The organism is Candidatus Synechococcus calcipolaris G9, assembly GCF_029582805.1.
Lineage (GTDB): Bacteria > Cyanobacteriota > Cyanobacteriia > Thermosynechococcales > Thermosynechococcaceae > Synechococcus_F > Synechococcus_F calcipolaris.
The window spans coordinates 559,865-586,506 of sequence record NZ_JAKKUT010000002.1; the positions used below are offsets into that span (position 1 = coordinate 559,865).

Genomic DNA, 26,642 nt, shown 5'->3' on the forward strand with positions numbered 1-26,642 from the left:
TCCTCTAGAGTACTTTCACAAAACCTTTTCTCCCCAATCCGTAATTATGGGCCGTATTATTGTTGTCACCTCCGGCAAGGGGGGCGTTGGAAAAACTACGTGCAGTGCTAATGTGGGCATGGCCTTAGCTCGTTTGGGGCGATCGGTGGCTCTTATTGATGCAGATTTTGGCCTGCGGAATTTAGATTTATTACTGGGGCTAGAAAATCGAATTGTCTATACGGCCATGGATGTCTTGACGGGCCAATGCCGCCTAGATCAAGCCCTTGTCCGTGATAAACGCCAAAATCAACTAGTGCTATTACCTGCTGCCCAAAGTCGCAATAAAGATGCCATCACCCCGGATCAAATGCGTCAGTTAGCAATGGCCCTTTCTAAGCGGTTTGACTATATTTTGATTGATTGTCCTGCGGGCATTGAGGGGGGCTTTCGCAATGCTATTGCCCCGGCCCAGGAAGCGTTGGTGGTGACTACGCCAGAAATTGCCGCCGTGCGGGATGCCGATCGGGTCGTGGGATTACTGGAAGCCTACCGTATTCGTAAAAGCCATTTAATTATCAATCGCATTCGCCCCGCCATGGTGGAGGCCAATGATATGATGTCCGTCGAAGATGTCCAGGAAATTTTATCCATTCCCCTCATCGGCATTGTCCCCGACGATGAGAAGGTGATTGTCTCCACCAATAAGGGGGAGCCGTTGGTACTCTCTGATTCCCCCTCCCTAGCGGGTCAGGCCTTTGCCAATATTGCCCGGCGGCTAGAGGGAGACCCCGTGGAGTTTTTAGATCTCCATGCTGCTAGTGGTGGAGTTTTTGCGCGCATTCGTCGCCTATTTGGGTCAAAGTGATGCTAAGTGATCTCCTCGAGCGTATTTTTTCCCGATCTGCGCCAACGCGTGTGGCGGTAAAGCAACGGCTAAAGTTAGTTTTAGCCCACGATCGCACCGCCTTGAGTCCAGGGATTTTAGAGAATATGCGCCGGGAAATCTTAGAAGTCGTGTCTCGCTACGTTGAATTAGAGCCAGAGGGCTTAGAGGTGTCCCTAGAATCAGATCAACGGACAACGGCCCTGATTGCCAATTTACCCATTCGCCGCCTGAAAGTATCGGAGGAAGAGTTTTTGCAGTCCGTCGAACCTGGTTCGGAACCGCTGCCGGAACCCTACGGATCTGAAGCATCTATCCCCGAATCCGCCGCCGAGTTACCCGATGGCACAGTGGATTTGAACCTACCGCCCCTTGAGCAAATCCTGGAGTCAGAGGAGACAAAACCCTAGCCAGGAATCCGGTTCCACGATTTGTTTCCTGAACCGATTAAACTAATAGGTAATTGTGCCAGATATATCCCCCTTTCTATGAGTTCTGCCCTACCTAATCCTGCCCTTGAGGTGGTGACTGCGGCGGCCCTGCTAGAGCAATCATTGCCCCTAGCGGAAACCTGTCTGATTATCCAAATTAGTGACGAGGCGATCGCCCAAGGGGTGGGGTCTTATTTGGCAACATTTCATGGCAGTGATACCCTGGTGACGGTGATTGATGGGGAAGGACAGTCTCAACAAATTTCCCTGGAAAATCTCACCCTATCCCTGGAAGTGACCTATCCCTGTCAAATCTATCTTGCACCTACCCCAAGTCCCATCCTCCATGCCCTTCAGGAACTCATTGATGTGGTTGCCCACCTTCGGGATCCGGCCCAAGGTTGTCCCTGGGATTTAGCCCAGACCCCGGAAAGTTTAACCCCCTACGTGATTGAAGAAGCCTACGAAGTTGTGGATGCCATTCGTCAAAATGATGTCGAGGCGATCGCCGAGGAGCTAGGGGATTTACTGCTACAGGTGGTTCTGCAAAGTCAAATTGCCCAGGAAGCCCAGCAGTTCACCCTTGGAGATGTGGCCACGGGCATTACCAACAAATTGATTCGCCGTCATCCCCATGTCTTTGCTGATGGGGAAGCGGATACACCGGAGGCGGTGCGGCAACAATGGGATGCCATTAAGGCCGAAGAACAGGGGGAAACGAATAGTACCCTACTCAGTAAAAAATTAGGACGGTACGCCCGCACCTTACCCCCCTTAATGGCTGGCCTGAAAATTGGCGAAAAAGCCAGTGCATCGGGACTTGATTGGCCTAATATTAGCGGTGCCTGGGAAAAATTCTATGAAGAATTAGCGGAATTTCAAGAAGCCCTTTTGAAGGGGGATGTCAATCAGCAACAGTCGGAATTAGGGGATCTGCTTTTTGCCGTGATTAATTTGGCTCGTTGGTGTCATTTACATCCGGTGACGGCTCTCCAGGATTCCTATGGCCGCTTTATTCGTCGCTTGGAAGTCATTGAGGGGGCGATCGCCCAGCCCTTGGAGCAGTATAGTCTAGAGGAATTAGACAACTTTTGGCAGCAGGCCAAGGCCCAACTGCGGCAGACGGATCCCAATGCATGACCCTAAATTTCCGACATTGCCTTAAGGGTACATCTACCGATTAAGCTAAAGGAGCAAACAGGGGTAACTGCGAGGTTTGTCAGCCGGATGTCCACCATCCTAGATCATATCCAACGGCATTCTGTAACCACCCACCTTGGGCGTGTCAATTACTACCACAGTCCGAAACCGGAGTCTGCCGCCAGTCCATCCCCCTTGATTTTTATCCATGGCTTTGGTGGGGGTTCCTCCAGTTATGAGTGGGCCCAGGTCTATCCGGCCTTTACGGCCACCCATGGGGTCTATGCCCCAGATCTCATTGGTTGGGGAGATTCCCAGCACCCTGACCATGGATATCGGATTAAAGATTATCTTGACCATCTCGATGAATTACTGGATCACTTTAGTCCGGGGCAACCCGCCATTGTGATTGCGTCCTCGTTGACCGCAGCGTTTCTCGTGCGGGTGGCGATCGCCCATCCCCAGAAATTTCGCGCCTTGATCCTCTCCTGCCCCAGCGGCTTAAGTGATTTCGAGGCGGATTATGCCCGTACCCTACTGGCCCAAATTGCCTCCCAGCCAGGCATTGATCAGTGGTTCTACCAATTAGGCATTGCCAATTCCTTTGGGGTGCGGCGGTTTATGGAGCAGCAACAGTTTGCCCAACCGGAACGGATTACCCCCGCCATGGTTCAGGCCTATACCCGTGTTGCCCAACTAGACGGAGCCGCCATTGCTGCCCTCGCCTTTGTCCGGGGCGATCTCTGTTTTGATCTGAGTCACTATCTACCGGATTTGACCACACCCACGTTTTTAGTTTGGGGTGAAAAGGCCCAGCTATCCCCGGTGGCGATCGCCCATCGCTTGGTACGCCTCAATCCCCAAGCTATTCAATCCCTTCAGGTTTTGCCGGATGTGGGCCTAACCCCCCAGCTAGAATGTCCTGCGGTGATGATTGGTTTGATCCGCAAATATTTGCAGAAAATATCTACGGATCTGAGTAACCCCTAGAACCTAGGTTCCCGATGTCCAGGAATTCATGTATTCCACCTGCTCTGGGGTGAGGGTATCAATGCCAATCCCCATGGACTGGAGTTTTAAGCGGGCAATTTCCTGATCCACTTCCGTCGGAATGGGGTGTAGACCAGGGGTCAAAACTCCTCGCTGCTTAATCAGGTACTCACAGCCCAAGGCCTGGTTAGCAAAACTCATGTCCATGACACTAGCGGGATGGCCTTCCGCTGCCGCCAGATTAATGAGTCGCCCTTCACCTAAGACAATAATCGACTTGCCGCTGGGGAGACGGTATTCCTCAGTGAAGTTTCGCACCGTTGTTACACTGGTGGATAAATCCTTGAGGGTAGCCAGATCAATTTCAATATCAAAGTGCCCCGAGTTAGCTAACATTGCACCATCTTTCATGACGGTAAAATGCTCCGCCCGAATCACATGCTTGTTACCGGTAACGGTAATAAAAATATCCCCTAGGGGAGCTGCTTGCTCCATGGGCATCACCCGGAAACCGTCCATCACCGCTTCGATCGCCCGAATCGGATCCACCTCCGTCACAATCACATTTGCCCCCATACCCCGGGCCCGGAGGGCGGCTCCTTTGCCACACCAACCATAGCCAACTACAACAATATTTTTGCCAGCTAAAAGAATATTGGTTGCCCGGATAATGCCATCCAGGGTGGATTGCCCTGTCCCATAGCGGTTATCAAAGAAATGCTTGGTATCGGCATCGTTGACATTAATTGCCGGAAAAGTTAAAACCCCATCCTTAAACATGGCCCGCAGCCGGACAATGCCGGTAGTGGTTTCTTCCGTGGTACCAATAATGTCGCTTAACTGGTCTTGACGCTCTTTGACCAGAGTTGCCACCACATCAGAGCCATCATCAATAATGATATTGGGACGGTGATCCAGGGCAATATTGACATGACGTAGATAGGTTTCGGCATCTTCTCCCTTTTTCGCATACACGGGAATGCCTTGATCCACCACCAAGCTAGCGGCCACATCATCTTGGGTAGAGAGGGGATTACTGGCAATTAATACCGCATCGGCTCCCCCCACCTTCAGGGCAATGGCTAAGTTAGCGGTTTCGGTGGTGACATGGCAGCAGGCAGCGAGGCGAATACCTGCTAGGGGTTTTTCCTGGGCAAAACGATCTCTTACTTGGCGCAGTACGGGCATTTCACGGCCAGCCCACTCAATCCGTTGCTTACCGAGGGGCGCGAGGCTGAGGTCTTTAATATCGTGGTCTGTATTGGGGGTTGGCTTAATGACAGAAGCAACCATGTAAACTTTTCCTACAAAACATTTATGCCTGCCCATTATACCCCTAAGCATCTTAGGGATACCTTATTCCAACAGACACGGGGTAACCTAGTCGCAGCAGCCCGGAAAGCGAAGCAAGAAATTGCAGCGGGGCAATCGATGCCGACCGATTTACATCTCCGTCCTAACGCGGAATATGTAGGGTTGGGGTCGGTAAATGATCCGCAGGTAAGTCATACATGGAGTTATACAGACTGTTGTAGGCTAGGGCAGATTGGGTCCAGCTAAAGTCTTGGGCCATGCCCCGCTGCTGTAGGCTGCGCCATTCCGGTTTATAGTGGAATCCTTCCCAGGCACGAACAAGGCAGGTGTAGAGATCCAGGGGTTCGTAGCGATCGAAGCAGTAACCAGTTCCCGCGTTCGCCCCAGGATCATGGTGGAAGACCGTATCCACCAAGCCCCCTGTCCGCCGCACAATGGGTACACAACCATAGCGAAGGGCAATCATCTGGGCAATGCCACAGGGTTCAAATCGACTGGGCATCAAAAAGGCATCACAGCCGGCATAAATGCGACGGGAAAGAACATCACTATAGAGCAATTGCACACTACAGCGTCCGGGAAAGCGTGAGGCCATCTGCCAGAGTTGGGTTTCGTAGTAGCGATCGCCCGTTCCCAAAAGTACAAATTGGCTATCGGTATAGGCTAAAAAGCGATCCAGAACTTGCAGGATTAAATCCAGACCCTTTTGTTCCACCAAGCGAGTGACCATTCCCACTAGGAGGGAGCCAGCATTGATTTCTAGACCGAGTTCTTCTTGCAGGGCAATTTTGTTGGCCTTGCGATCATCAAGGGTATCGGCGGTAAAGTTTTGTACTAGGGCGCGATCGCTACTCGGATCAAACATCTCTAGTTCAATGCCGTTGAGAATGCCTGAGAGCTTGCCACTAATAAAGGAGAGTAATCCTTCTAACTTTTCGCCATACTCAGCGGTTTTAATTTGCTCCGCATAGGTGGGAGAAACGGTGTTCACCCGATTGGCATACTGAACCGCCGCCGCCATGGTGTTATGACCTTGCATATACCAAGGGCACCAGGTCATTTGGTCAAGTCGCCAGCGCCACGGCCCTTGGTAGGCCAAATTATGAATCGTAAAAACGGTGGTAATATCCGGGGATTGGTGCATCCACACCGGAATCATACCTGTGTGCCAATCGTGGCAATGAATAATATCCGGCTTCCAATGGTTCCAGGCAAATTCTGAGGCCCCATTGGCAAAGAGGGTAAACCGCCAATCCTCATCATCCCCAGAATAGACGCGACGGGGTATAAAACTAGGATGGCCAAAAAGGTACAGGGGAACTTCGGAATTCGGTAAGAGGGTCTCATAGACATGAAAGGTCTGAAACATGGCATGGCCCGTCCAGATCGGCTCGGTGGGAGCATCCATTTTGTCCGGGAGAAACCCATAGTAGGGCATGAAAATTCGGACATCATGGCCCATGCGCCGCAAAACTTTCGGTAAAGAGCCAACGACATCGCCCATGCCACCTACTTTAGCCAAGGGGGCGGCCTCGGCGGCTACAAACAGAATTCGCATGATCCTCCTAGCAGTATCCTAATCCACGGTTATTCCCAGTCGTCCTCTTGATTAAAGTGAGCAAAGTGCTCGACTAAATGCTCTTCTAAGAGGGGCTGGATATGTTGAAAATCTTGGGGTGAGAGCAGTTCCGGCTGTTGACCCGGCTGCAAACGGGCAACATAGAGGGTGGGACTCATGGGCGTATAGACGGTGTATTCCTGTTCCCGGCAAAAGAAGTTACACCCTAGGGGCTGGTATTCCTCAAAGGTAGTATCCTCCTCCGACTCCACTTCAACATTCAGAATATCATCCTGCTCTACCTCAGGGAGTTCTCCCTCCACTGTTAGGGTCAGGGCCGTTCGCTTGAGGGTGAGATTTTGCTCTTCTAGAATCACCTGGGCGGTATTAAAGACCACATCAATCTCTGGATCATCTAGGGGAACTAAGGTTTCTTCCTCTTCGTCTTCGGCAATGACCGCAAAAATTTCCACGGGAGAATCCACGGGTCGCAGGAGGGCGTAGTCTTGCCCCTGCAATGTCAAACTAAATTCCACGAAGCAATCGAGCGATCGCCCATCATCATCGTAAATGGTGATTTGACCCTGATCGAGATCAAGATCGTCATCGTCCCACTCGAAACTGCCCGTGTTGTTACTGCCGAGATTATTAGAACCCATGCCAGCGTGTTGGATTGAACAATGGGGAACTATTTCCCTCTGGCTTTGGAGCATAACATGAGGTGGGTACCTGCGATAGGCCCACATTATTCCTTGGCTTAGGTGCTTAGTTTAGCTCCGTGGCTTAACTACGGAGGGTGAGTCCATATTTTTCCTGCAAGGCATCCCGAATTTGCTGATGCTGAGCATTCACTTCGGCATCCGTTAAGGTGCGATCGCTGGCTCGGTAACAGAGGCGAAAGGCCAGGCTACGTTGACCCTCAGGAACCCCTTCCCCTACGTACTGATCAAATAGTTCAATGGAGGCAAGTAGGGAGCCTTGACCCGCCGCTGCTTTCACCATGGTGCGCTGTAAATCCGTAACGGCAAGGGACCGGGGGGCAAAGAGTGCTAAGTCCCGATCTGCGGAGGGATAGGTGGAAAAACTGTGAAACTGTTGCCGGGCCTGGTTTTGCAGCAGGTTATCCAGCAGAACTTCGATGTCTAGCTCAAAAACATAGACGGCTTCCGGCAAGTCCTGATCCTGGCGAAATTGGGGATGGAGTTGGCCAAAGCGACCTAAGCGTTCCCCTTGGAGCCACAACGAGGCGGTTCGGCCCGGATGGAAGCGTTCATCTCGGCAATCGGGCTGGTATTCGACCCCTAGGCCCAGTCGTGCAAAGATACTTTCTAAAATGCCTTTGGCCTCAAACCAAGAAAGGGGTTGCTGTTTTTGGGACGGCCGCAGCCATTTCCCCTGCCAGGGATCGCCGCTGATAATGCCACCGAGGCGATCGCTCTCCCACAGGCCATCCTCATCCTTGATAAAGACCCGGCCCACTTCAAAGCCATTGAGGGGTGGGTTGCCCTGCTCCAGGTTGTAGCGGCAGGCCTGCACCAGACCAGTAACTAAATCCATTCGCAGGGAAGAGAACTCCGCCACAAGGGGATTTACCACCGTAATTTGGGTGTCTTGGCTTTGTCCGGGTTTGACCCAGGAATAGTGCATCAGTTCTGTGAGTCCGGCCCCGCGACACACGCTACGAATCTGCCGCAGTAGGGTGTACTCAATGGGGAGGTAGCCCAGTTCCCCTTGATCGGGTAGGGTTTCAATGAAGCGATCGTAGCCGTAGAGCCGCGCCACTTCTTCAATGAGATCCACTTCCCGCTCAATATCTCGATGGCGGTAAGGGGGAACCGTCACCTGCCAGATCGGGGAAACATCGGGGATAGATTTGGTTTCGGTTTCTTGTTTCACACCAAAGCCAAGGGCCGTCAAGGCCTGAGTCACCTCTTCTGGCTCTAGATCGTCCATATCCCCTACCCCATCCTCGCCATCACTCCCAGGGCGATCGATGGGCCCTAAAAGGCGATGAACTTGTTCTAGGCGTAATTGAATCACCCGTTCCAGGTTGGGGCGTTGATCAAAGATCACTTGCTGCTGAATTGTTCCCCCTGCGAAAATCTGTATTAGAGCCAAGGCATCGTTACAGGCCGCTTCCAGTTCGGCGGCATTGACCCCCCGCTCATACCGGGCCGAGGCTTCACTGCGTAATCCCTGGTGGCGGGCCGATCTCCGCACTGCCGCACTACCAAAGAGGGCAGCTTCTAAGAAAATGGTGGTGGTGCCATCATGGACTTCCGTGGCTTCCCCCCCCATCACACCGGCTAGGGCAACGGGTTGATCATTGGCCGTGATCAGGAGATTCTCAGGACAAAGGGTGCGATTTTGACCATCTAGGGTCTTTAGGGTTTCTTGGGGACGGCCAGGACGAACCCCAATCGTGAGGGAATCCTTACCCGCTAAAGCTTTTAAGCGATCGCCATCAAAGGCATGGAGGGGCTGCCCCCAAGTTAAAAGAATGTAGTTGGTAATATCAACAACGTTATTAATGGGTCGAATCCCTGCGGTTTCCAGGCGACGCTGAAGCCAAAGGGGAGACGGCTCAACCTTAATATCCTTGATCATCGTCCCCAGATAGGCGGGACAGACTTGGGGAGAGTCCACGGCAATCTGGATCGACTTGAGGCGGGCAGATTTCTTAATTCTGGGCGGGATCACGCTGGGAATACTTAATTTTCCCCCCGTTAGGGCCGCCACTTCCCGGGCAATCCCCACCATACTCAGGGCATCGGCACGGTTGGCGGTGGAGGTTAGGTCTAGAACCACATCATCTAAACCAAGAATAGGGCGCACATCCTCACCCACCTGCCGTTGATTTTCCTCATTATCAAAGATATGGATGCCTGCGGATTCTTTGGCCAGACCCAACTCCGCCAAGGAGCAAATCATCCCCTGGGATAGGACTCCCCGTAGTTTAGTTGGGCGAATTTTCAGATCAATTTTGCCTAGGATTGCCCCAGGACAGGCCACGGGAACGTAGAGGCCAGCGGCCGCATTGGGGGCACCGCAGACAATAGTAGAGGGTTCCGACTGCCCCACATCCACTTGGCACACCTGTAGTTTTTCGGCATTGGGGTGGCGATCGCAGTCGAGAATTTCTCCCACGACTACGCCCTCCGCCCAGGTGCGCCGATCTTCAATCTCTTCTACTTCAAATCCGGCCAGAGTGAGGCGATCGCCCAAAGCCTCTGGTTCTAAATCAATGGCTACTAATTCCCGTAACCAATTGAGGGAAACGCGCATTGGCAACCCACTCTAAAATTCTAAAATGTGAAATTATTCTTTAGCCTAGCCTTGTTTTTGGCTCCTCGACAAGGATTCCCCCCAATCCCCCAGAAAAAAATTGAGGGATCAGAGGGTTAGCACTGTGGCTAAGTTGCCCACGGATATCAATACTATGCCGCGTGCCGCAGGTAGCCTACTTGTTGGGTTGGGGAGTCATCCGGAGATAGGGCTTCACGGGATTGAAACCCTTGGGAAATTTCTCTTTTGCCACATCATCGGAGATGGAGGGAACAATCACACAGTCTTGGCCATCTTGCCAGTTGACCGGGGTGGCAACACTGTGGTTATCCGTCAATTGCAGGGAGTCAATCACCCGCAGGATCTCAGAAAAATTGCGGCCGGTGCTGGCGGGATAGGTCAGGCTCAGGCGGAGTTTCTTGTGGGGGTCAATAATGAACACGGTGCGTACAGTGAGATTATTGAGGGAGTTGGGGTGAATCATGTCGTAGAGATCCGACACTTTTTTATCCTCATCCGCGAGAATGGGATAGTTAAGACTGACACTTCCCACTTCTTCAATATCTTTGATCCAACCCAAGTGGGACTCAACACCATCCACACTCAGGGCAATGGTCTTGACATTGCGTTTCTCAAATTCGTCCTTGAGACGGGCAACTTCCCCAAGCTCTGTGGTGCAAACCGGAGTATAGTCTGCCGGATGGGAAAAAAGCACAACCCAGCTATCGCCAGCCCAATCATAGAAATTGATCTCGCCCTGGGAGGACGACTGCGTAAAGTTGGGCACGACATCCCCAAGTCTGAGGGTCATAGCAAACTCCTATATTGAATAATGCATCGTAGATTACCCATTCATCATGCCACAAACACTCCTTTCTCGGTCGGAATATAGAGGAAATCAAAATTTACCCGGATGAATATGAAGAATCCTATCGGAAACGTTAATATTCCTGACGGGGATGCCGGACATTGTTACAGAAAACAGGGCACTAGGGATGGGATGGGCTATGTGCCTCAAAGTTCACCAATATCTTCCTGCCACAGTTGGGGCTGACGTTGAATAAACTCTGCCATCAGGGTCTTACATTCCCCTAAATCTAAATCAATCACATCTACCCCATGGCTTTCCATAAAATCCCGGGCCCCAGGGAATGTGGCGGATTCTCCGGCAATGACTTTTTTAATTCCAAACTGGACAACGGCTCCAGCACAGAGATAACAGGGCATCAGAGTGGAATAGAGGACAGTGCCCCGATAGTGGCCCACTCGACCGGCATTATGGAGGCAATCAATTTCAGCGTGCATGACCGGAGCGGCATCCTGAACCCGTTTATTGTGCCCACGGCTGAGAATGACCCCATCTCTGACCAGTACAGAACCAATGGGAATTCCCCCTTCCGCTAAACCTTGACGGGCCTCGGCGATCGCCGCAGCCATAAATTCATCCATAGCGAGGACATCCTTATGATCTTGAAACAAAATAAACAAACTTGATAAAAAAGCCTAAATTGATTATCCCCAATCTTCAGACCTTGGCCTATGGGTTGAGCACTAGGAAATCAAATTTCGGTATTCCCAGGTGCGATAATAAAGTGGATAGATTTATTTTTATTGTCAAAGATTTTCTTAATATTTCTATATGTTTTCCCTTTGTGAACCTTGAAATGAATTTTGATGTTTTAGGTCAGGCAAAACTCCAATCCGTTGTCCTGCAAGAGCCACTAACGGTTAATGTTGATACCAGTTTTGAGCAGGTCATTGGGCTTCTCTATGATCAGCAAAATATTGGTTTACCTGTTTTAGAGCAGGGATTACTCGTTGGCATTATTACAGAGCGGGAAGTTGTCAAGGCGATCGCCCAAGGGGGAAGCAAAAACAGTCCGGATGGAGGCATTTCCACGCTCCAGGCTAGGGATATTATGCAGTCCGGAGATCGCTGTTTAACCCTAGTAGATCTAGATCATCCCCTGGATATTCTCGATAAATTTCGCCATTATCAAATTGACTGCTTACCCGTTGTCAACCAGCACCAGCAAATTGAAGGACTACTCAGTCGCCAAGCCTTTCGGAATAGCCTAAATCCCATTGATCTGTTACGGATTAAACGGGTAGAAGAGGTCATGGTCACCCAGGTCGCCACCCTCTCGCTCCAGCAAACCATTTCCGATGCCGCAACGGCTATGGCCGAGCAGGGGATTAGCTGTTTGGTGATTGTGGATGTCACCGCAACCGGGGCAAAACCCCTAGGGATTATTACCGAGCGGGATGTATTAAATGCCTTCATCGGGCTACCGGACTGGACAGGTGTCCCCCTGACCCAAATCATGAGTCAACCCGTATTGACCCTACCGGTGGGGCGTTCCCTTTGGCAGGTTCATGCCTTACTCCAGGAGCATCATATCCGTCGTCTGGTCATTGTTGATGACCAGGGCAATTTGGCTGGGCTGGTGACGCAAACGAATATTTTGGCTGCCATTGATGCTGGGGAAGCCGATGGACTCATTCAGCTTCTTCGGCGGGAACTCAATCAGGCAACGGCAGAATTACGGTGGCAACTTTCACGCCAGCAATCCTTGACCGTAGCAGTCGCCGAAAGTGAAATGCGCTACAATACCTTGATTGCCCACTTACCCGCAGCCGTCTATCGCCGCAGTGGCGATCGCCATTGGTATCATTCCTACTTAAGTGAGCATATCTATGATCTGACGGGGTACTCACCCAAGGAACTAAAATCTCTCCGGGATTTGATTCTCCCGGAAGATTTAGCTCCGGCAGAAATTGAAATTACCAAAGCCGTAAGTCAAGAGCGTTCCTTTGAGGTGCAGTTTCGGATTCGCCATAAGGATGGATCCTTTCGCTGGCTCCAGGATCGGGGCAAGTTGGAATCCACCGGGGAGAACCTGAGTGGAATTTTAATTGATATTACCCAGCAGAAACACACCGAAGAGACCCTCCATCTGACGCTACAGCGAGAAATGCTCGTTAATAAAATCGTTCTCAGTATTCGCCGATCCATTCACCTCGAAGATATTTGGGAACAGGCCGTCACTGACGTTCAGGCGGTTCTCCAGTGCGATCGGGTGATGATCTATCGGTTCTTAAGTGATGGCAGCGGTGTTGTGGAAGTGGAATGCACCCCAGACCCCAAGTATTCCATTATGGGGCGAATCATTGACGATCCTTGTTTTAAGAAGGGAACCGCCCTTAAATATCAAAAGGGTCATACCTCTACCATTAGTGACGTTTACCAAGCCCTTCTGAATGAATGCCATCGGAACTTATTGATTTCTCTAGAGGTAAAAGCCAACCTAGTCGTTCCCCTGCTCCAGGGGGAGAATCTCTGGGGACTTTTGATTGCCCACCATTGCCAATCCCCCCGGCTGTGGCTTCGGGAAGAGTTGCTGCTCCTCCAGCAAATTGCCCAACCCCTGGCCCTCGCCCTTCAGCAAGCCGAACTATACCGTAACCTAGAGGCGGCAAATCAAGAACTGCAACAGATGGTGTTTATTGATGGTCTCACCCAAATTAAAAACCGGCGTTGTTTTGATGAACTACTGCCGAAGGAATGGCGGCGCGCCCTGCGGGAACAGACTCCCCTGACTCTGGTGATGATTGATATTGACTTTTTTAAGGACTATAACGATCACTATGGTCATATTCAAGGGGACGAGACCCTCAAACAAGTGGCCCAGTTGCTCCAATCCCATCTGCGGCGGCCGGGGGATATGGCGGCCCGCTTTGGCGGCGAAGAATTTGTTTTATTACTGCCCAATACCGAACAAGCGGGGGCCCTTGAAGTTGTTCATCAACTCCAGCAGGAACTAGCACAGCTACATATTCCCCATCGTCCCAGTACCATTAACCCTTACCTGACCTTGAGTTTTGGCATTGCCACCACCATTCCCCAAGCCGAACATGGCCCCGATGATCTCCTGGCCGTTGCGGATCAGGCCCTCTATCGAGCTAAGGCTGAAGGCCGCGATCGCTCTATTGCCCAAACTCTGTGACATCCTCCAATTAATCTGGCTTCAGTTAATCCGGCTTCAGTTAATCTTATGAAGCTAGGAACGGCAACGCTCTGGGCATAATTTCTAGGGAATCAGCGTAGTTTCTAAGAGTACTTTTGAGATCAAGGGTACAGAATATATTTGAATAGAACTTTGCACAGATTTTTGAAGAGAAAATGACTTTGTGGCAGGTAGATTTTTATCAACGTCCCCTTCAGAATCAAGGGGGCGATCGCCTGTGGGAACTATTAATTTGCAGTCCCGATGGTGAATTTCGCCACCAGGCCTTTTGTCCCCAACCCGATGTCAGTGCCCAGTGGCTTTGCCAGCAATTTCTTCACTGTAGTGATACCTTGCCAGAGCGAATCCAACTCTTTCGTCCCCAGAGTCTCAATCTCGTGGAGTCCGCCTGCCAAGTCTTAAACATTCCCCTAGAAGCCACCCGCCGCACGGCTACCCTTAAACAATGGCTCCAAGAGCGGGCTGCCCTCTATCCCACCCTCCCCACCTATACCAGCGAGGTCTATCAGCCCACCTACTTACTACAACCGCCGCCCCTGCCCCTACCCGATCATCTCTGGGGAGAAGGATGGTGCTTTGCGGCCCTCAATGCCTCTGAACTAGAGCAATTCATTGAATATCCCATTCCCATTTTGTCCATTGAACTGGATTTATTACCCAGTCACTTGGGTTTAGCACCGGACACTAAAATACCTGGCATTGTCCTCTACGGTGGCCAGCGATCGCTGCGATTAGCCCGTTGGTTTCAAGAGCAGGTTCCCTATCGCTTAGAATTTGTCAAGTCCGATCCCAGTGGTGTGATATTGCATAGCGGTCTCCACGATCGCTGGGTCTTCTTAACCTTTGTTAATAGCGACATTGTCCAAAGTGGTGAGGTTTTTAATCAACGATTAGAGTTGAGTCAAGGGCTGCATTTTCTCCTCATTCAACCGGATGATACGGGAGTCACCTATACCGGACTATGGCTGTTAAAACCCTTGAAGGAGTTTGATTTCCCGGAACCGGGGCGGTCAATGGTATAATTATTGAGAATTGTAAATATACTCTGCCCGGCCAATGTCTATGGTGGTAAGTATTCCCTGAATGCGGACTCCTAAGGCCGGATAATTTTGACGAACCCTCATCATCGCTAGAGAGGTAACAGAACACTATGGCATTTCAGCAACCCCCCTTACCTTTTGATCCTGCTGCCCTTAAACCCTACGGCATGTCTGCCGAGACCTTTGAATTTCATTATGGTAAGCATCACAAGGCCTACGTTGATAACCTCAATAAACTGACCCAAGACACCGAATTGGCAGACAAAAGCCTAGAGGATGTGATTCGGGTTAGCTTTAGTGACCCAACCAAGGGTGGTATTTTCAATAATGCGGCTCAAGTCTGGAATCATACCTTTTTCTGGAATAGTCTCAAGCCCGGTGGTGGCGGACTGCCCACGGGTGAACTAGCGGCTCGAATTGATAGTGCCTTTGGTAGCTATGACGAGTTTAAGGGCCAATTTAAGACCGCTGCTGCAACCCAATTTGGGAGTGGCTGGGCTTGGCTTGTTTCCGAAGCAGGAACCTTAAAAATTACTAAAACCGCCAATGCCGAAAATCCTCTGGTTCATGGCCAAGTTCCCCTCTTGACCTTAGACGTGTGGGAACATGCCTACTATCTGGACTTCCAAAATCGTCGTCCCGACTTTATTGATAATTTCCTCAATCAATTGGTGAACTGGGAGTTTGTTTCCAAGAATTTAGCCTCTGCTTAGAACCCTAAGCGGACTCATCAGCCTTTTCAACCTTGAGCTTCAAAGGTAAGTTCATTAAGGTACAGAAGCTTCCAAGTCGTACTCCCCGGTAATACGGGTGGTAAAAATTCAAATAGGGGATAGATCAGCACCGTTCCAACTGAGGAGTAGTGTTTGATCTATTTCTTTTTTATATTTTGCAGACCTAAAAAGCATGGGATATTGTGTGATCTGGGACACGATGATCTGTGGGGAATCATCACTGGGCAAAGGCGACAGACAACACAGTACCCCACCGTGACAAGGGGTATTCTGGAGGAATCAGTGAATCCATTGGAGACAAATCAAATGCGCCGTTTTCCCTCGCTAGTACCCGGACTCCTATTATTGAGCTTGCCCCTACTGCCCCTGTCCATTGCCCAGGCCCATCAATCCAATGGAACCCTGATTGCTCAGGCAAGCAGCAGCTTAGCCGCTCGGCTTCGGGCCAACCTTCCCAATCGTGGTGCCCCGGGCAGTCGTTTTGGGGGAGCAACCCGTAGCAATTGTATTTCGGGAGAGCAGCGTTTAACCGCCCTGTTGCCCTCTACCAATCTGGGACAAACTGCGGATTCAAACCCCCACCTCTTTATCTTTGTACCATCCACTATTGCAGAGCAGGCGGAGTTAGTGATCAGCGATCCTGATACCAATACCGTCATTAGCACCGACATTTTAAAACTGCCTGGAAAGGCTGGAGTGATGCAGGTTCAGCCCGTCCTCGCCCTAGATCCGGGTCGAGACTATAACTGGTCGTTTACATTGATGTGTGATTCCAATGATCCCTCCAGCTTTGTTTCTGTAAGTGGCACCATCGAACGAGTCGAGTTGAATTCTGCCATGGCCAATAAGCTGGCATCCCAAAACCCGCAGGAGCGTCTTGGCGCGGCAGTGGATGCCGGACTCTGGTACGAAACCCTGACTATCTTGGCCGAGTTACAGCAAACCAATCCCACGAATGATACGCTGCGGACTGAATGGCAAGGGATCCTTGGAGCCGTTGGCCTAGAGGCGATCGCCCAGGAACCCTTGCTGCAATAACCAGGAAATGCTGAGGCAGGTTCCAGTTGATGCCCCAGTATGTGCATAAGGGGGACAGTGGAAACGATTGCATACATAGACCTTGCATTGCCAGGCAGGTTTGCTATGATCAGGTCGATATAAGCATGTCCCTAATTTGCTGCTGGAGGATTCGACGGAATGGAGTTTGAAGCGTTATTACTGGGTTTAGAACCACTCACGGTGTTGGCTTTGGGAGTAGGAGCAGTGGCCGTGGCTCCAGTCGTCGGTGCCGTAGACTCGATGACCGGCCATAATCTCACCGAGCAAGCCCGCAATGCGGCAAAAACAGGGTTGGTCTGGGCCTTTGATACCTACGAGAAGGCGCAAACGGCGGTTGCCGAGGCCAGTGAGTCTTTTCAGGATCTAGTTGCCGAAGCCAAGTCGGAAATGGTAGAAACAAAATCTGCCACTGAAGAGAATGAACCTCGGGAAGTCACGATTAGTTAGTAGTGGGTGCTGCTGCGCTGGGAAATCCTTGTCTTGCTCACCTCTGGTCACTGAGGGAGCATGGGGCTTTTCAGCGCACCCTGTTGTTAAGGGCGATCAAGATCGCCCCCGTGTGCAGTCATGATTCACCTGAAACTACGCTGGTTTTCCCCTCTTTAATCTTTTATTATCCTGAATTTTACTTGTCTTTAATAATCTACGCCCCGCTTGAGATCAATTCCCTTTTCGGCATAGTGTTTATGACAAATCATTTCTGAATGAATACTGGCTAGGTCAAAGTAGGCCGGGGGATGTTTACAGCGACCAGTGGCAATAATTTCCGTATCTCGGGGTTTGCGTAGAAACGTTTGCAAAATTGGCTCGACGGGCAATAGCTCTAGATCAACGGTGGGGTTGAGTTCATCTAAAATAATTGTTTTATACATCCCGGAGGCAATGGCGGCCCGAGCAATTTCCCAACCTCGTTCTGCTTCAATGTAGTCAAGTTCCTGCTGTTGACCCCGCCAAACAATGGCATCCCGACCACAGCGTTGGTGATCCACTAAATTGGGATAGCTTTCCTTGAGGGCGGCGATCGCTGCATCTTCTGTATAGCCTTTCCCCCCTTTGAGCCACTGCATAATTAAGACCCGATGGGACTGATCTCGACTAATGCCTTTGCCGATCGCCTGTAAAGCTTTGCCGAGGGCACTGGTCGATTTACCCTTACCATCTCCCGTATAGATTTCAATCCCTTCTATGCCCCGATCTATCGCCGTGGGGTGGAAATGGGGTTTCATTTCTGAGTGGAGATCGGCAATATTCAACAGGCTTTGGGGGGTACCGCGCCCCGTGGAGATGATTTCTAAATGCTCCGGTTTGCGGCGGAGAACATTCACCACGTCATGAATATCTAGGAGTCCCAAATCTAAAACTGGATTGAGTTCATCTAAAACAATGACTGAATATAACCCTGAGGCGATCGCCCCCTTGGCAATATCCCAACCCCGCTGGGCTTCCTGGCGATCAAACTTAGTGATCTGATCCGCATTGAAAAAATCAGCCCGCCCGGTTCGTACCTGATCAATCAAGTGGGGAAATCCCCGCTGGAGGGCTTCGATCGCTGCATCTTCGGCATAGGTACGGCCGGGCCCCTTCAGGAATCGCAGTAATAACACTCGTGTTGGCCAAGCAGAGGCAATTCCTAAGCCAATGGAGCGAAGTACCACCCCTAGGGCTGCCTGGGATTTTCCTTTGCCAGCCCCATCGTAGATATGAAGTTGACCCATCATCCGTTCGGGACGAATCTGGGCCGTTTGAATACCGATACCTGGGCGTGTCATAAAGCTGTGGGATGAAGTTAGGGGAAAACCAAGGGCAAAGGCTGTGAAGAGATTATATCCTGTTCAAGGGATGCCCCGTCCCTACTCTCCATCGATTTAGGCTAAAGAGCACCTCGAAAAATTGCTCGATCTGCTAAAAATAGAGGCTGAAACCATTAAAATCTCGTTTGCGATCGCCCTAGATTTTGAATTAATCGGGGTGCCCGTTTAAGGCAATGAAGGATCAAGCTTTTAACGAAGTTTAAGAAAAGAGGGATATTCCCTTTCCGCCAAGATCGCTCATAGAAAGACCCCCAAGCCAAAGGGCCTAGGGGTGAGAGTTCATTTATCTTATTTGACTGAAATGACCTAGATGATCTAGGCGATCGCCGCCATTTTTACCTCATTGGTATCGAGGATCTCCTGGAGTTCTTCGGCATCAATGGTTTCTTTTTCAACGAGAACGTTAGCGATTTTATCCAGCACATGGCGGTTCCCCACTAGGACTTCCTTGGCGCGACGGTAGGCCTGATCCACCAGATTACGAACTTCATCATCAATGGTGGCGGCAGTTTCCTCGGAAAAGTCGCGCTCGGCCATAATGTCGCGACCCAGGAACACATTCCCATTTTGACGACCCAGGGCAACAGGCCCTAGGCGATCGCTCATGCCAAACCGAGTCACCATTTGCCGGGCCACCCGGGCCACTTGTTGCAGGTCATTGGAGGCCCCCGTCGTGACTTCTTCCTCACCAAAGATAATTTCTTCGGCAATGCGGCCACCCAGGGCAACGGCCATTTGATTTTGCAGATAGGCCCGACTATATAGCCCCGAATCCATCTGATCTTCGTTGGGGGTAAACCAGGTCAAGCCACCGGCCCGGCCGCGGGGAATAATACTCACCTTTTGCACTGGGTCATAATCCGGCATTAGGGCCCCCACGAGGGCATGGCCCGCTTCATGGTAAGCCACTAGGGTTTTACGGCGATCGCTCATCATCCGATCTTTTTTCTCAGGGCCGGCGAGGACGCGATCGATGGCATCATTGATTTCGTCCATGGAAATTTCAGTTAAATTCCGCCGCGCCGCTAGGATCGCTGCTTCATTGAGCAAATTGGAAAGATCCGCCCCCGTAAAGCCAGGACTGCGCCGGGCAATTTTATCCAGGTCTACATCCTTGGCCAGGGTTTTGCCCCGGGCATGAACTTTGAGAATTTCTAGGCGGCCCTTATAATCGGGGCGATCCACCACCACTTGGCGATCGAAACGACCGGGACGAAGTAGTGCAGAGTCTAAAACATCCGGGCGGTTGGTGGCTGCAATAATAATGATGCCCGTATTCCCTTCAAAGCCATCCATTTCCGTGAGGAGTTGGTTCAGGGTTTGCTCCCGCTCGTCATTACCACCGCCGAGGCCCGCACCCCGCTGCCGACCCACCGCGTCAATTTCATCAATAAAGACAATACAGGGGGCATTGGACTTCGCCTGTTCAAACAGGTCCCGCACCCGAGATGCACCAACCCCGACAAACATTTCCACAAATTCCGAGCCGGAAATAGAGAAGAACGGTACCCCTGCTTCCCCAGCAACGGCACGGGCTAAAAGGGTTTTCCCAGTTCCAGGGGGCCCAACTAATAACACTCCCTTAGGAATTTTTGCGCCAATTTCCGTGAAGCGATCGGCAAATTTCAGGAATTCCACCACTTCGCCTAATTCCAGTTTGGCCTGATCAATACCGGCCACATCATTGAACGTCACTTGGGTTTGGGGTTCCATTTGCACCCGCGCCCGCGACTTACCAAAATTCATGGCCTGGTTGCCTGGGCCAGACTGGGCCCGCCGCAACAGAAAGAAGAGTAAGACCAACAGGCCCACCGGCACTAAAAGACTACTCAATGCCCGGAACCAAAAACCATCATTACTCTGGGGTAAGACGGAAATATCCACATTATTAGCACTGAGGATATTCAAAAGTTCCGGATCATTGGGCAAATTCACCAATACCTGGGAACCATCTTGGGTCTGGGCCTGGGCTTGAGCCCGATCGGGGCTGATCTTGACCTTGGCGACATTATGATTTTGAACTTCTTCAATCAGTTGGCTATAACGCCAGGTTTGCTTCGTTGGGGGTTGGCGATCGAAGAAGGCCGTGGCCAGTGCCAGCACCACAATTGCTAAAAGTACGTATAATCCTGCGTTTCGCCATTGTTTATTCACCGAACGCCATCCTCCCGCTGCAAAAATGAAGATTGTTTTACATAAGTTAATATTAACTCATTCTCTAAAATCCCTGGTCTGTCGGCCCCAACGTTTAGAATGTTTCTATCATTGTAGGTATTGTTAGGCTGCCACGGAATGCTGGATGGGAGATGCTAGATTTAGACGGCTGCTACAGACTACTGGAGCTAGACGTAGGGGCAACCCTGGCGGAGGTGAATCAGGCCTATAAGGATCTGGTCTTTATTTGGCATCCCGATCGCATCCCTAAGGATAATACCCGCTTAATCGAAAAAGCCCAGGAAAAAATCAAGCTCATTAACCAAGCACGGGAGCATTTGCGATCGCATCTGCGGAATCGCACCTCTGAACCCACAAAAGCAACGGCCGGTTATCGTCGTCAATATCACCATAGCTATCAAAGTTACCAACCCCGCCAAACCCACTCCTATCAGCAAACGTCCCAAGGATCACAAACCTCCCAATCCTCCCAGGGGCGATCGCCGGATCATAGCTATACCTCTAATCCCTACGCCTATCGCAGTTATACCCAGCCCAATCGAGAAACGACAAATCATTCAGCATCCGATCGCCCCAGGTCAAGTCAATCGACTCAACCCCCACCCCGTCAAACAGATCCCTTCCATCGTCAGTCCCCAACGGATCAAAATACCTATCGCAGTTCATCCGCCTACACCGATCCTTCTGCGGGGCCCCGGCAAAATAAAGGCAAGGATCTGACGGGGGTCAACCTAAGGGGTGCAAATCTCAGTGAAAAGGATTTTGAAGGGCGCAATCTTAGTCATGCGGATTTAACAGGAGCCGACCTGAGTGATGCTTTTTTACATCGGGTCAACCTACACCGAGCTAACTTGCATCAAGCCAACTTATTTCGGGCCAACCTGCTCCATGCGGATCTCAGCTACGCCGATCTAAGAGAGGCAAATTTAGTTGGGGCTGATTTGAGTGGGGCGGATCTGCGGGGAGCGGATCTACGAGGGGCAAAGGTAGGTCAGGGCAATCGTATTTTAGTGAAGCTAACGGGGGCCCACCTGCATGGGGCGATTATGCCCGATGGCCATGTTCACGAGTAAGATTTCAGCTTTAAGTTTTAATATCGAAAAAATAATTATGATTCCAGAATTTTGACAAGAATACGCATCAGGCTTTCTAGGTCATCGGGAACTCGATAAAGGGTCAGCCCCTGCTGAATTTTCTTTTGGTCTCGGTGTAGAATGCCAAACTGCCAGATGTCGCCGGTGGAAACAGCACCTTGGAGAATAGGCTGTTCATTATCGATCCATTTATCCAGGGCGATCAGTTCAACGGCAAGTTGGGTGAAGCCTTTAGCTAGGTCTGCATTTTTGGCTTCAATCACAAGGAGTTTCCCTACGGAGTAGAGGTAGTAGTCAAGGGAGCCTTTAAGCTGTTCAGTCACCGTCAGGGGATATTCAAGACGGAGTTGGGCACGGGTGTAATGTACCACATCAAGGAGTAGGGGAGCGATAAGCAGTTCGCGACGGGCAGCTTCGCTGGTGAGGCTGATATAGGGGAGACTTTCTTGGATGCGAGTTCTCAGATTATTGAGGCGATCCAGGTTTGCAGTAGATTGGGGCAGGGATAGGAGCGATCGCTCAAGGGTATAGCCAAATTCTGCCAGAATATCCTCTGGTTCATAGGCCATCTCAAAGTATTGCCTAAAGGTATAGGACTGTCCGGGTTTAAGAATGGCTGGTCTGGTCATGGGGGTACTCCTGCAAGTTGCCCTTACTAGATATAAACCTACATATCGATTGAGTTCAGCGGCGGTTACCAACCTTTACATTCCAACCAATAACGTTCATTCCGCCGCTGCAACGATTTGTTAGCTGGCTTACACCGTATGCTATTCCTACAGTACTTGATGAATGTTTTCGACCAGTTTCTCAATGAAATCAACTGCATCACCGACAATCACCTCATCAATGTTCCATCGGTTTCCAATATTAAAAGTTGGATCTATGTCAGCTTCATGAGCGATTTTATTTCTTCGATCAACGATTGAATTCAGTTGCTGCTTCACATCCTTCGCAGATATAGCCATATGGATAGCTACCTCATCCCACAATTTTTTGTCTGAGATGTATCTGATTGCATCAGCAATCTTGTCTGCTTGTTGAAAACTTTGGTATCCCAAACGTTCCCTAATTTCGCTCTCCAACCAAGAAGTATTATTGAGTCTGGCTAGGATGCTACTCGATATTGTGGGGATAAAAGCTGAAATCGTTTGGGATTGCTGGAGAAACTCATATCCTTGATCTTGTTGAATATCAGCTTCGAGCCAAGAGGCAATATCAATTGCTGTTAGTCGATCTTGACGCGCACCGCCCAACGAAACTTGAAAGCGTGAAAATGCTGACTGAGTTGTATTCCCTGAAGGTATTGGCTCAGAACGTTGTCCTCGATGAATTTCCAGCATTCCTAGCGTCACAACTTCATGCACATAATAATCCAATGCGCTCACAGCGAGAACCAGTGCAGCACGTAACATATCTGACACATCAAGCGCGCCTGTGGCTTCAGCATTGACAGAATTATGAAGTGCAATTAGGTCTCGAACGCGACCAATGCTGATACGAAATTGGTCAAGCGCTGACTGCATACGCGGAGCTTTTGGAACTTAATGCAATGATTTTGTCTGCCAAACCTGAAAAAGTTTGCCTAAACTCTTCCTGCTTCTTCTGATTTCGCTCCAAAACAATGCCTGTTTGTCCTAACTGCTGAGGGGTTAAGTCATAAACTGGGGTTCGATGCTCCTGAGATAGGGCAATGAGGCTATTGAAGTTGGAAATCTTTGCAAGAGAAAGGTTACTTTCAATTTCCTGATCTTTGTAAATCTGATTTGGCAACATCATATTGCTCATCCTTAGAGTTGGAATTAGCTTTTCAGAGACAGCTTTTTCAATCTTCTCAATCCACGTTTGAAACGCAGCCGTTTCTTTACCTCGGATAATTCGATAGTTTTGAACGATAATTCCCAAGAAACGCAACTTAATATCAGGAAAAGGATAATTGGCTTCTCTTAAAATTTGCAGTGAACTTGCTGACTTAGCCCAGGCATACCATCTCGGCAGCATCTTAGCCAAAGAATGAATTGCCATTACAGAAAAAAAGTCCGCAGTCGTAGGTACTAAGAAAAAGTCACTAATCATCAGCAGATTCTGATTAATTGAGCCTAAACTAGGACTCATATCAATCAAAATATAGTCTGCATTAAACTTAGTTGCTGTTTTCTCAAACAAATCATTGATAGAACCTGGCAAGTTCTTAAGGGTTTGAATTGAACCACTTAGTTCTTGAGCAATACCAAGAGTTACTTCGTACTCAGCAAAACCAACGTGACCAGGCAATAAAAATAAATCATCCCGACCTTGTACTGGAATACAGTCGACAGCTTCAATCGCTCTCGGTTGTGATTCAAATGCCGGAGCTAAACCTGTCTTTATGTTTGAAGTCGTATTATAAATTTCTTGAATTCGCGCCTCGTCATCCTCAGTTTCTTCTCCTAAAGCCATGCCCGTGAGGTTACATTGTGGGTCGCTGTCCACAAGAATTACTCTTTTGCCTTTCGAGGCAAGCATCCAGCCCAAATTGAAGGTGGTTGTAGTTTTGCTAACTCCGCCCTTGTGGTTAAATAAGGCAATTTTTTGAACCATTACACCAAGCCTTCTTGTGATAACGAGGTCGCTAGCTGCTTGGAACAGAACTCAAGAGGAAAGATAATCTTTATCCTTTAGCCTTCAGTATAGCTTGAAGCTTGCTGAACATAACCCAACCAGATCACCCGTCGCTACTGCCCTCACTGACAACCCTCTGGATGATTTTACAGCCGCAGACAATACTGAAACCATTGCCCCACCGACAATTTTCTAGGTGTTTTCCGACTTGCAGGCAACTTCAAGGAACGAGTGCAAGGACTTTCAGCGGAGCCAGCTAACAAAGTTTTAAAGAGATTGAACCCCAACAGTACTACTACCCCCAAACAAAATCCAGGACAAAAAGAAGTTTGCGATAAAAATTGTCATTAGGGCCATAACCACCGCCGCAGTGGTTGATTGCCCCACCCCTTTAGCTCCCCCCCGTGTCGTCAAGCCCCAGCTACAACCAATAATGGCAACGATACCGCCAAAAATAACCGCTTTGATAATGGCACTCCAAATATCCCAGGGGCCAAGGAAGTTTTGAATGGATTCGAGAAAGAGGGTTCTGGGAATGTCATAGAAATAAAAGGCAATTAACATGCCGCCATAGAGGCCAGTAATCAGGGAAAGAATCATTAGCACCGGTAACATCAGTCCACAGGCAATAAACCGTGGAACCACAAGGTAATCTATGGGATCTGTTCCCAGCATATGGAGGGCATCAATTTGTTCAGTGACTCGCATCGTGCCAATTTCAGCGGCAAAGGCAGAACCAACGCGGCCAGCCAAGACAACGGCGGTGAGGACAGGGCCCAATTCCCGTGTCAGGGCAATGGCAAGAACACCACCGACAGCGGAAGATGCGCCAAAGCTAATAAATTCCCGTGCCACTTGAATTGTAAACACCATACCCACAAACATGGCCGTGAGGAGGGCGACCCAAACGGAACCGGGGCCAACAATTGCCATTTGTTCTATCGTGTTCCGAATATTGATGCGCCCTTGGCAAATATGGAGTGTGACCTGACCCGCCAGCAAAAAGGCAGAACCCAGACGTTGCAGTCGTTGACTCTTGCCAAATTGAGCTAGGGAACGCTTGAAACTGACTTTGGGCAATAGCATTGGGGTGGGATCTACCGCTAAAAGTTATTGGTTTCTCTTGGACTGCCCCCTAACCCTGGTAGACCAAGGAAGAGATTTTTATCGGCATTACTTTGATATAAGCAGGTAATTTCCGGATTACCTTCTAAATTGCCAACGTAGCCAAAGGTATTGAGTCGCTGCTTACAGGTTCGCAGTTGCTCCGAGGTGATGAGTTTCCGCTGCTCTAGTAGGGGAATATTATTCACCCGGATCACACAACCTGGCTGCATCACTGGCTGGGAGACAAATACGGAAAAGGGGTTAAAGGTTACGAAAATGCGGGTATCAACGGCGATCGCACTGGCTCCAAACTGAACACAGATTTCTGGATTGGGGGCACTTTGATCAATAAATTGGGTGGAGGCCACATTTTCTGGGGTAAAGCTGGTGGTCTTACTAAAAAGAACCCCCACACCAATACCGATGACAAAAACTCCTCCCAAGATAGCCAGGGTACGGGAGTTCAGCTTTGAGTCTGGTTGGGGAGGTCGCTGGGGCGTTCGGGGATTAGCAGACCGAGAAGAAGGGCGAGGTGTGGGGCGACGCGGCATAGCAAGTCACAAAACGTAAAAGGACAGTATTGACCCTGATGGGCGATCGCAAAGGATATCCCCTCCAGTATGCCGTTTGCCGATCAACTTTGGCCTATTGCTTTGGCTTTGCTTTATTAACTTTCAGAACCCGTCCAAGCCAAGTCGCCCCATCGAGATCCTCAATGGCAGAGTCTTCTTGGGTTTCATCCGCTAGTTCCACGAAGGCAAATCCCCGCCGTTTCCCTGTTTCCCGATCGATGGGTAAAACAATTCGCCGAATTGAGCCATACTTATCAAAGACTTCCCGGAGGTTTTCTTCGGTTGCATCGTAGGATAAATTTCCGATATAGAGTGTCATGATCCGAACTCAGTTCAATTTTGAGTTCATCATAGCCTTTCCCCTTACCCAATCCATGCGATCCAGGCTACAGATTGTGGGGAAATGCAATTAAATTTAATAAAGATTCCTAGGAATTCCCCATCCCCCTGTAAACAGAGGCCTTCACCGTTAACCCAACCCCTAAAATAGGAAGGCCATACCCGATCGCCCGGGGCGAGAATCTGTAGGAGAATACCGCCGATGATTAGTAAGGATGAAGTCTTACGGGTTGCCCACCTGGCCCGACTTGAACTGGAGAGTGCTGAAGTGGGTGCGCTCACAGATCAATTAAGTTCCATTCTGGACTACGTGAATCAATTGAGTGAATTAGACGTGAGTAGGGTTGCTCCCACCACCCGGGCCATTGAGGTGAGTAATGTCACCCGTAGTGATACCCTCATCCCCTATGAAAACCGCGCAGGCCTGCTGGCGATCGCCCCGGATCGGGAAGATGAATTTTTCCGTGTGCCTAAAATCATGTAAAGATACCCTTAACTT

The 26,642-nt window shown here is 50.0% G+C and carries 24 protein-coding genes and 1 pseudogene; 11 read left to right on the plus strand and 14 right to left on the minus strand.

Annotated elements, in window-relative coordinates:
- Positions 1-46: 46 nt before the first annotated feature.
- The 4 genes and pseudogenes from minD (at position 47) to L3556_RS05390 (ending at position 3,426) form a co-directional block, all read left to right on the plus strand.
- Entirely contained in the window at positions 47-847 is an 801-nt protein-coding gene (gene minD, locus L3556_RS05375) for a septum site-determining protein MinD (protein ID WP_277866277.1), read from the plus strand.
- A pseudogene (minE, locus tag L3556_RS16230) lies at positions 847-1,116 on the plus strand (cell division topological specificity factor MinE); the annotation flags it as partial. The gene minD and the pseudogene minE, both read left to right, overlap by 1 nt.
- Positions 1,117-1,353: 237 nt before the next feature.
- Complete coding sequence (mazG, locus tag L3556_RS05385; RefSeq protein WP_277866279.1) at positions 1,354-2,436, plus strand: nucleoside triphosphate pyrophosphohydrolase; 1,083 nt, start codon at positions 1,354-1,356, stop codon at positions 2,434-2,436.
- Positions 2,437-2,523: 87 nt separating this feature from the next.
- Positions 2,524-3,426: an alpha/beta fold hydrolase gene (locus L3556_RS05390; protein WP_277866280.1), complete on the plus strand. Its 903-nt coding sequence runs from the start codon at positions 2,524-2,526 to the stop codon at positions 3,424-3,426.
- A gap of 3 nt (positions 3,427-3,429) precedes the next feature.
- On the opposite strand, the gene ahcY is transcribed toward L3556_RS05390, so the two are convergent.
- The 6 genes from ahcY to L3556_RS05420 form a co-directional block, all read right to left on the minus strand.
- A complete protein-coding gene (gene ahcY / locus L3556_RS05395; protein ID WP_277866281.1) occupies positions 3,430-4,719 on the minus strand; it encodes an adenosylhomocysteinase in 1,290 nt (429 codons plus the stop codon).
- Between the two features lie 163 nt (positions 4,720-4,882).
- Positions 4,883-6,298 (minus strand): glycogen synthase GlgA, encoded by a 1,416-nt coding sequence (glgA, locus tag L3556_RS05400; RefSeq protein ID WP_277866282.1) that lies wholly within the window; start codon positions 6,296-6,298, stop codon positions 4,883-4,885.
- A 29-nt stretch (positions 6,299-6,327) separates the two neighbouring features.
- Positions 6,328-6,957: a DUF3727 domain-containing protein gene (locus tag L3556_RS05405; RefSeq protein ID WP_277866283.1), complete on the minus strand. Its 630-nt coding sequence runs from the start codon at positions 6,955-6,957 to the stop codon at positions 6,328-6,330.
- Between the two features lie 124 nt (positions 6,958-7,081).
- Positions 7,082-9,583 (minus strand): phenylalanine--tRNA ligase subunit beta, encoded by a 2,502-nt coding sequence (gene pheT, locus L3556_RS05410; protein ID WP_277866284.1) that lies wholly within the window; start codon positions 9,581-9,583, stop codon positions 7,082-7,084.
- Positions 9,584-9,758: 175 nt separating this feature from the next.
- Complete coding sequence (locus L3556_RS05415) at positions 9,759-10,394, minus strand: peroxiredoxin (RefSeq protein WP_277866285.1); 636 nt, start codon at positions 10,392-10,394, stop codon at positions 9,759-9,761.
- Positions 10,395-10,597: 203 nt separating this feature from the next.
- The gene (locus tag L3556_RS05420; protein WP_277866286.1) at positions 10,598-11,062 is read right to left on the minus strand and encodes a nucleoside deaminase; all 465 of its coding nucleotides are present in this window, start codon (positions 11,060-11,062) and stop codon (positions 10,598-10,600) included.
- 185 nt (positions 11,063-11,247) lie between these two features.
- Between L3556_RS05420 and L3556_RS05425 the strand changes: the two genes are divergently transcribed.
- The 5 genes from L3556_RS05425 (at position 11,248) to L3556_RS05445 (ending at position 16,891) form a co-directional block, all read left to right on the plus strand.
- Positions 11,248-13,590 (plus strand): diguanylate cyclase domain-containing protein, encoded by a 2,343-nt coding sequence (locus L3556_RS05425; protein WP_277866287.1) that lies wholly within the window; start codon positions 11,248-11,250, stop codon positions 13,588-13,590.
- Positions 13,591-13,766: 176 nt separating this feature from the next.
- A complete protein-coding gene (locus L3556_RS05430; RefSeq protein WP_277866288.1) occupies positions 13,767-14,633 on the plus strand; it encodes a Tab2/Atab2 family RNA-binding protein in 867 nt (288 codons plus the stop codon).
- 128 nt (positions 14,634-14,761) lie between these two features.
- Positions 14,762-15,364, plus strand: a complete 603-nt coding sequence (gene sodB / locus L3556_RS05435; protein ID WP_277866289.1) for a superoxide dismutase [Fe] — start codon at positions 14,762-14,764, stop codon at positions 15,362-15,364.
- Between the two features lie 327 nt (positions 15,365-15,691).
- A complete protein-coding gene (locus tag L3556_RS05440; protein ID WP_277866290.1) occupies positions 15,692-16,423 on the plus strand; it encodes a DUF928 domain-containing protein in 732 nt (243 codons plus the stop codon).
- Positions 16,424-16,582: 159 nt separating this feature from the next.
- A complete protein-coding gene (locus L3556_RS05445; protein WP_277866291.1) occupies positions 16,583-16,891 on the plus strand; it encodes a DUF5132 domain-containing protein in 309 nt (102 codons plus the stop codon).
- A gap of 188 nt (positions 16,892-17,079) precedes the next feature.
- Here L3556_RS05445 and L3556_RS05450 read toward each other — a convergent pair whose 3' ends face one another.
- Both L3556_RS05450 and ftsH3 read right to left on the minus strand, forming a co-directional pair.
- Positions 17,080-18,213, minus strand: coding sequence for a cob(I)yrinic acid a,c-diamide adenosyltransferase (locus tag L3556_RS05450; RefSeq protein ID WP_277866292.1), 1,134 nt, complete (start codon positions 18,211-18,213; stop codon positions 17,080-17,082).
- Between the two features lie 357 nt (positions 18,214-18,570).
- Positions 18,571-20,409, minus strand: a complete 1,839-nt coding sequence (gene ftsH3 / locus L3556_RS05455) for an ATP-dependent zinc metalloprotease FtsH3 (RefSeq protein WP_277866293.1) — start codon at positions 20,407-20,409, stop codon at positions 18,571-18,573.
- Between the two features lie 152 nt (positions 20,410-20,561).
- Between ftsH3 and L3556_RS05460 the strand changes: the two genes are divergently transcribed.
- Positions 20,562-21,503, plus strand: coding sequence for a pentapeptide repeat-containing protein (locus L3556_RS05460; protein WP_277866294.1), 942 nt, complete (start codon positions 20,562-20,564; stop codon positions 21,501-21,503).
- Between the two features lie 35 nt (positions 21,504-21,538).
- Here the strand turns inward: L3556_RS05460 and L3556_RS05465 are convergent, their stop codons facing one another.
- The 6 genes from L3556_RS05465 to L3556_RS05490 all read right to left on the minus strand — a co-directional run bounded on the left by L3556_RS05465 (position 21,539) and on the right by L3556_RS05490 (position 26,123).
- A complete protein-coding gene (locus tag L3556_RS05465; RefSeq protein ID WP_277866295.1) occupies positions 21,539-22,153 on the minus strand; it encodes a hypothetical protein in 615 nt (204 codons plus the stop codon).
- A 147-nt stretch (positions 22,154-22,300) separates the two neighbouring features.
- Positions 22,301-23,050 carry a HEPN domain-containing protein gene (locus L3556_RS05470; protein WP_277866296.1) on the minus strand — a complete coding sequence of 250 codons (750 nt, stop codon included), beginning with the start codon at positions 23,048-23,050 and terminating at the stop codon, positions 22,301-22,303.
- Positions 23,034-24,104, minus strand: coding sequence for a ParA family protein (locus L3556_RS05475; RefSeq protein WP_277866297.1), 1,071 nt, complete (start codon positions 24,102-24,104; stop codon positions 23,034-23,036). The genes L3556_RS05470 and L3556_RS05475 overlap by 17 nt, the downstream gene beginning before the upstream one ends.
- A 288-nt stretch (positions 24,105-24,392) precedes the next feature.
- The gene (locus tag L3556_RS05480; RefSeq protein ID WP_277866298.1) at positions 24,393-25,211 is read right to left on the minus strand and encodes an MlaE family lipid ABC transporter permease subunit; all 819 of its coding nucleotides are present in this window, start codon (positions 25,209-25,211) and stop codon (positions 24,393-24,395) included.
- 17 nt (positions 25,212-25,228) lie between these two features.
- Positions 25,229-25,783 carry a DUF3172 domain-containing protein gene (locus L3556_RS05485; protein ID WP_277866299.1) on the minus strand — a complete coding sequence of 185 codons (555 nt, stop codon included), beginning with the start codon at positions 25,781-25,783 and terminating at the stop codon, positions 25,229-25,231.
- Between the two features lie 94 nt (positions 25,784-25,877).
- Positions 25,878-26,123 (minus strand): RNA recognition motif domain-containing protein, encoded by a 246-nt coding sequence (locus L3556_RS05490; RefSeq protein ID WP_277866300.1) that lies wholly within the window; start codon positions 26,121-26,123, stop codon positions 25,878-25,880.
- 222 nt (positions 26,124-26,345) lie between these two features.
- Between L3556_RS05490 and gatC the strand changes: the two genes are divergently transcribed.
- Positions 26,346-26,627, plus strand: a complete 282-nt coding sequence (gene gatC, locus L3556_RS05495; protein ID WP_277866301.1) for an Asp-tRNA(Asn)/Glu-tRNA(Gln) amidotransferase subunit GatC — start codon at positions 26,346-26,348, stop codon at positions 26,625-26,627.
- Positions 26,628-26,642: the final 15 nt, after the last annotated feature.

Excerpts from the sequence above, each read along its gene's own strand:
- minD (WP_277866277.1), top strand. The coding sequence starts at position 47 with ATGGGCCGTATTATTGTTGTCACCTCCGGCAAGGGGGGCGTTGGAAAA.
- mazG (WP_277866279.1), top strand. The coding sequence starts at position 1,354 with ATGAGTTCTGCCCTACCTAATCCTGCCCTTGAGGTGGTGACTGCGGCG.
- L3556_RS05390 (WP_277866280.1), top strand. The coding sequence starts at position 2,524 with ATGTCCACCATCCTAGATCATATCCAACGGCATTCTGTAACCACCCAC.
- ahcY (WP_277866281.1), bottom strand. The coding sequence starts at position 4,719 with ATGGTTGCTTCTGTCATTAAGCCAACCCCCAATACAGACCACGATATT.
- glgA (WP_277866282.1), bottom strand. The coding sequence starts at position 6,298 with ATGCGAATTCTGTTTGTAGCCGCCGAGGCCGCCCCCTTGGCTAAAGTA.
- L3556_RS05405 (WP_277866283.1), bottom strand. The coding sequence starts at position 6,957 with ATGGGTTCTAATAATCTCGGCAGTAACAACACGGGCAGTTTCGAGTGG.
- pheT (WP_277866284.1), bottom strand. The coding sequence starts at position 9,583 with ATGCGCGTTTCCCTCAATTGGTTACGGGAATTAGTAGCCATTGATTTA.
- L3556_RS05415 (WP_277866285.1), bottom strand. The coding sequence starts at position 10,394 with ATGACCCTCAGACTTGGGGATGTCGTGCCCAACTTTACGCAGTCGTCC.
- L3556_RS05425 (WP_277866287.1), top strand. The coding sequence starts at position 11,248 with ATGAATTTTGATGTTTTAGGTCAGGCAAAACTCCAATCCGTTGTCCTG.
- L3556_RS05430 (WP_277866288.1), top strand. The coding sequence starts at position 13,767 with ATGACTTTGTGGCAGGTAGATTTTTATCAACGTCCCCTTCAGAATCAA.
- sodB (WP_277866289.1), top strand. The coding sequence starts at position 14,762 with ATGGCATTTCAGCAACCCCCCTTACCTTTTGATCCTGCTGCCCTTAAA.
- L3556_RS05440 (WP_277866290.1), top strand. The coding sequence starts at position 15,692 with ATGCGCCGTTTTCCCTCGCTAGTACCCGGACTCCTATTATTGAGCTTG.
- L3556_RS05445 (WP_277866291.1), top strand. The coding sequence starts at position 16,583 with ATGGAGTTTGAAGCGTTATTACTGGGTTTAGAACCACTCACGGTGTTG.
- L3556_RS05450 (WP_277866292.1), bottom strand. The coding sequence starts at position 18,213 with ATGACACGCCCAGGTATCGGTATTCAAACGGCCCAGATTCGTCCCGAA.
- L3556_RS05460 (WP_277866294.1), top strand. The coding sequence starts at position 20,562 with ATGCTAGATTTAGACGGCTGCTACAGACTACTGGAGCTAGACGTAGGG.
- L3556_RS05465 (WP_277866295.1), bottom strand. The coding sequence starts at position 22,153 with ATGACCAGACCAGCCATTCTTAAACCCGGACAGTCCTATACCTTTAGG.
- L3556_RS05470 (WP_277866296.1), bottom strand. The coding sequence starts at position 23,050 with ATGCAGTCAGCGCTTGACCAATTTCGTATCAGCATTGGTCGCGTTCGA.
- L3556_RS05475 (WP_277866297.1), bottom strand. The coding sequence starts at position 24,104 with ATGGTTCAAAAAATTGCCTTATTTAACCACAAGGGCGGAGTTAGCAAA.
- L3556_RS05480 (WP_277866298.1), bottom strand. The coding sequence starts at position 25,211 with ATGCTATTGCCCAAAGTCAGTTTCAAGCGTTCCCTAGCTCAATTTGGC.
- L3556_RS05485 (WP_277866299.1), bottom strand. The coding sequence starts at position 25,783 with ATGCCGCGTCGCCCCACACCTCGCCCTTCTTCTCGGTCTGCTAATCCC.
- L3556_RS05490 (WP_277866300.1), bottom strand. The coding sequence starts at position 26,123 with ATGACACTCTATATCGGAAATTTATCCTACGATGCAACCGAAGAAAAC.
- gatC (WP_277866301.1), top strand. The coding sequence starts at position 26,346 with ATGATTAGTAAGGATGAAGTCTTACGGGTTGCCCACCTGGCCCGACTT.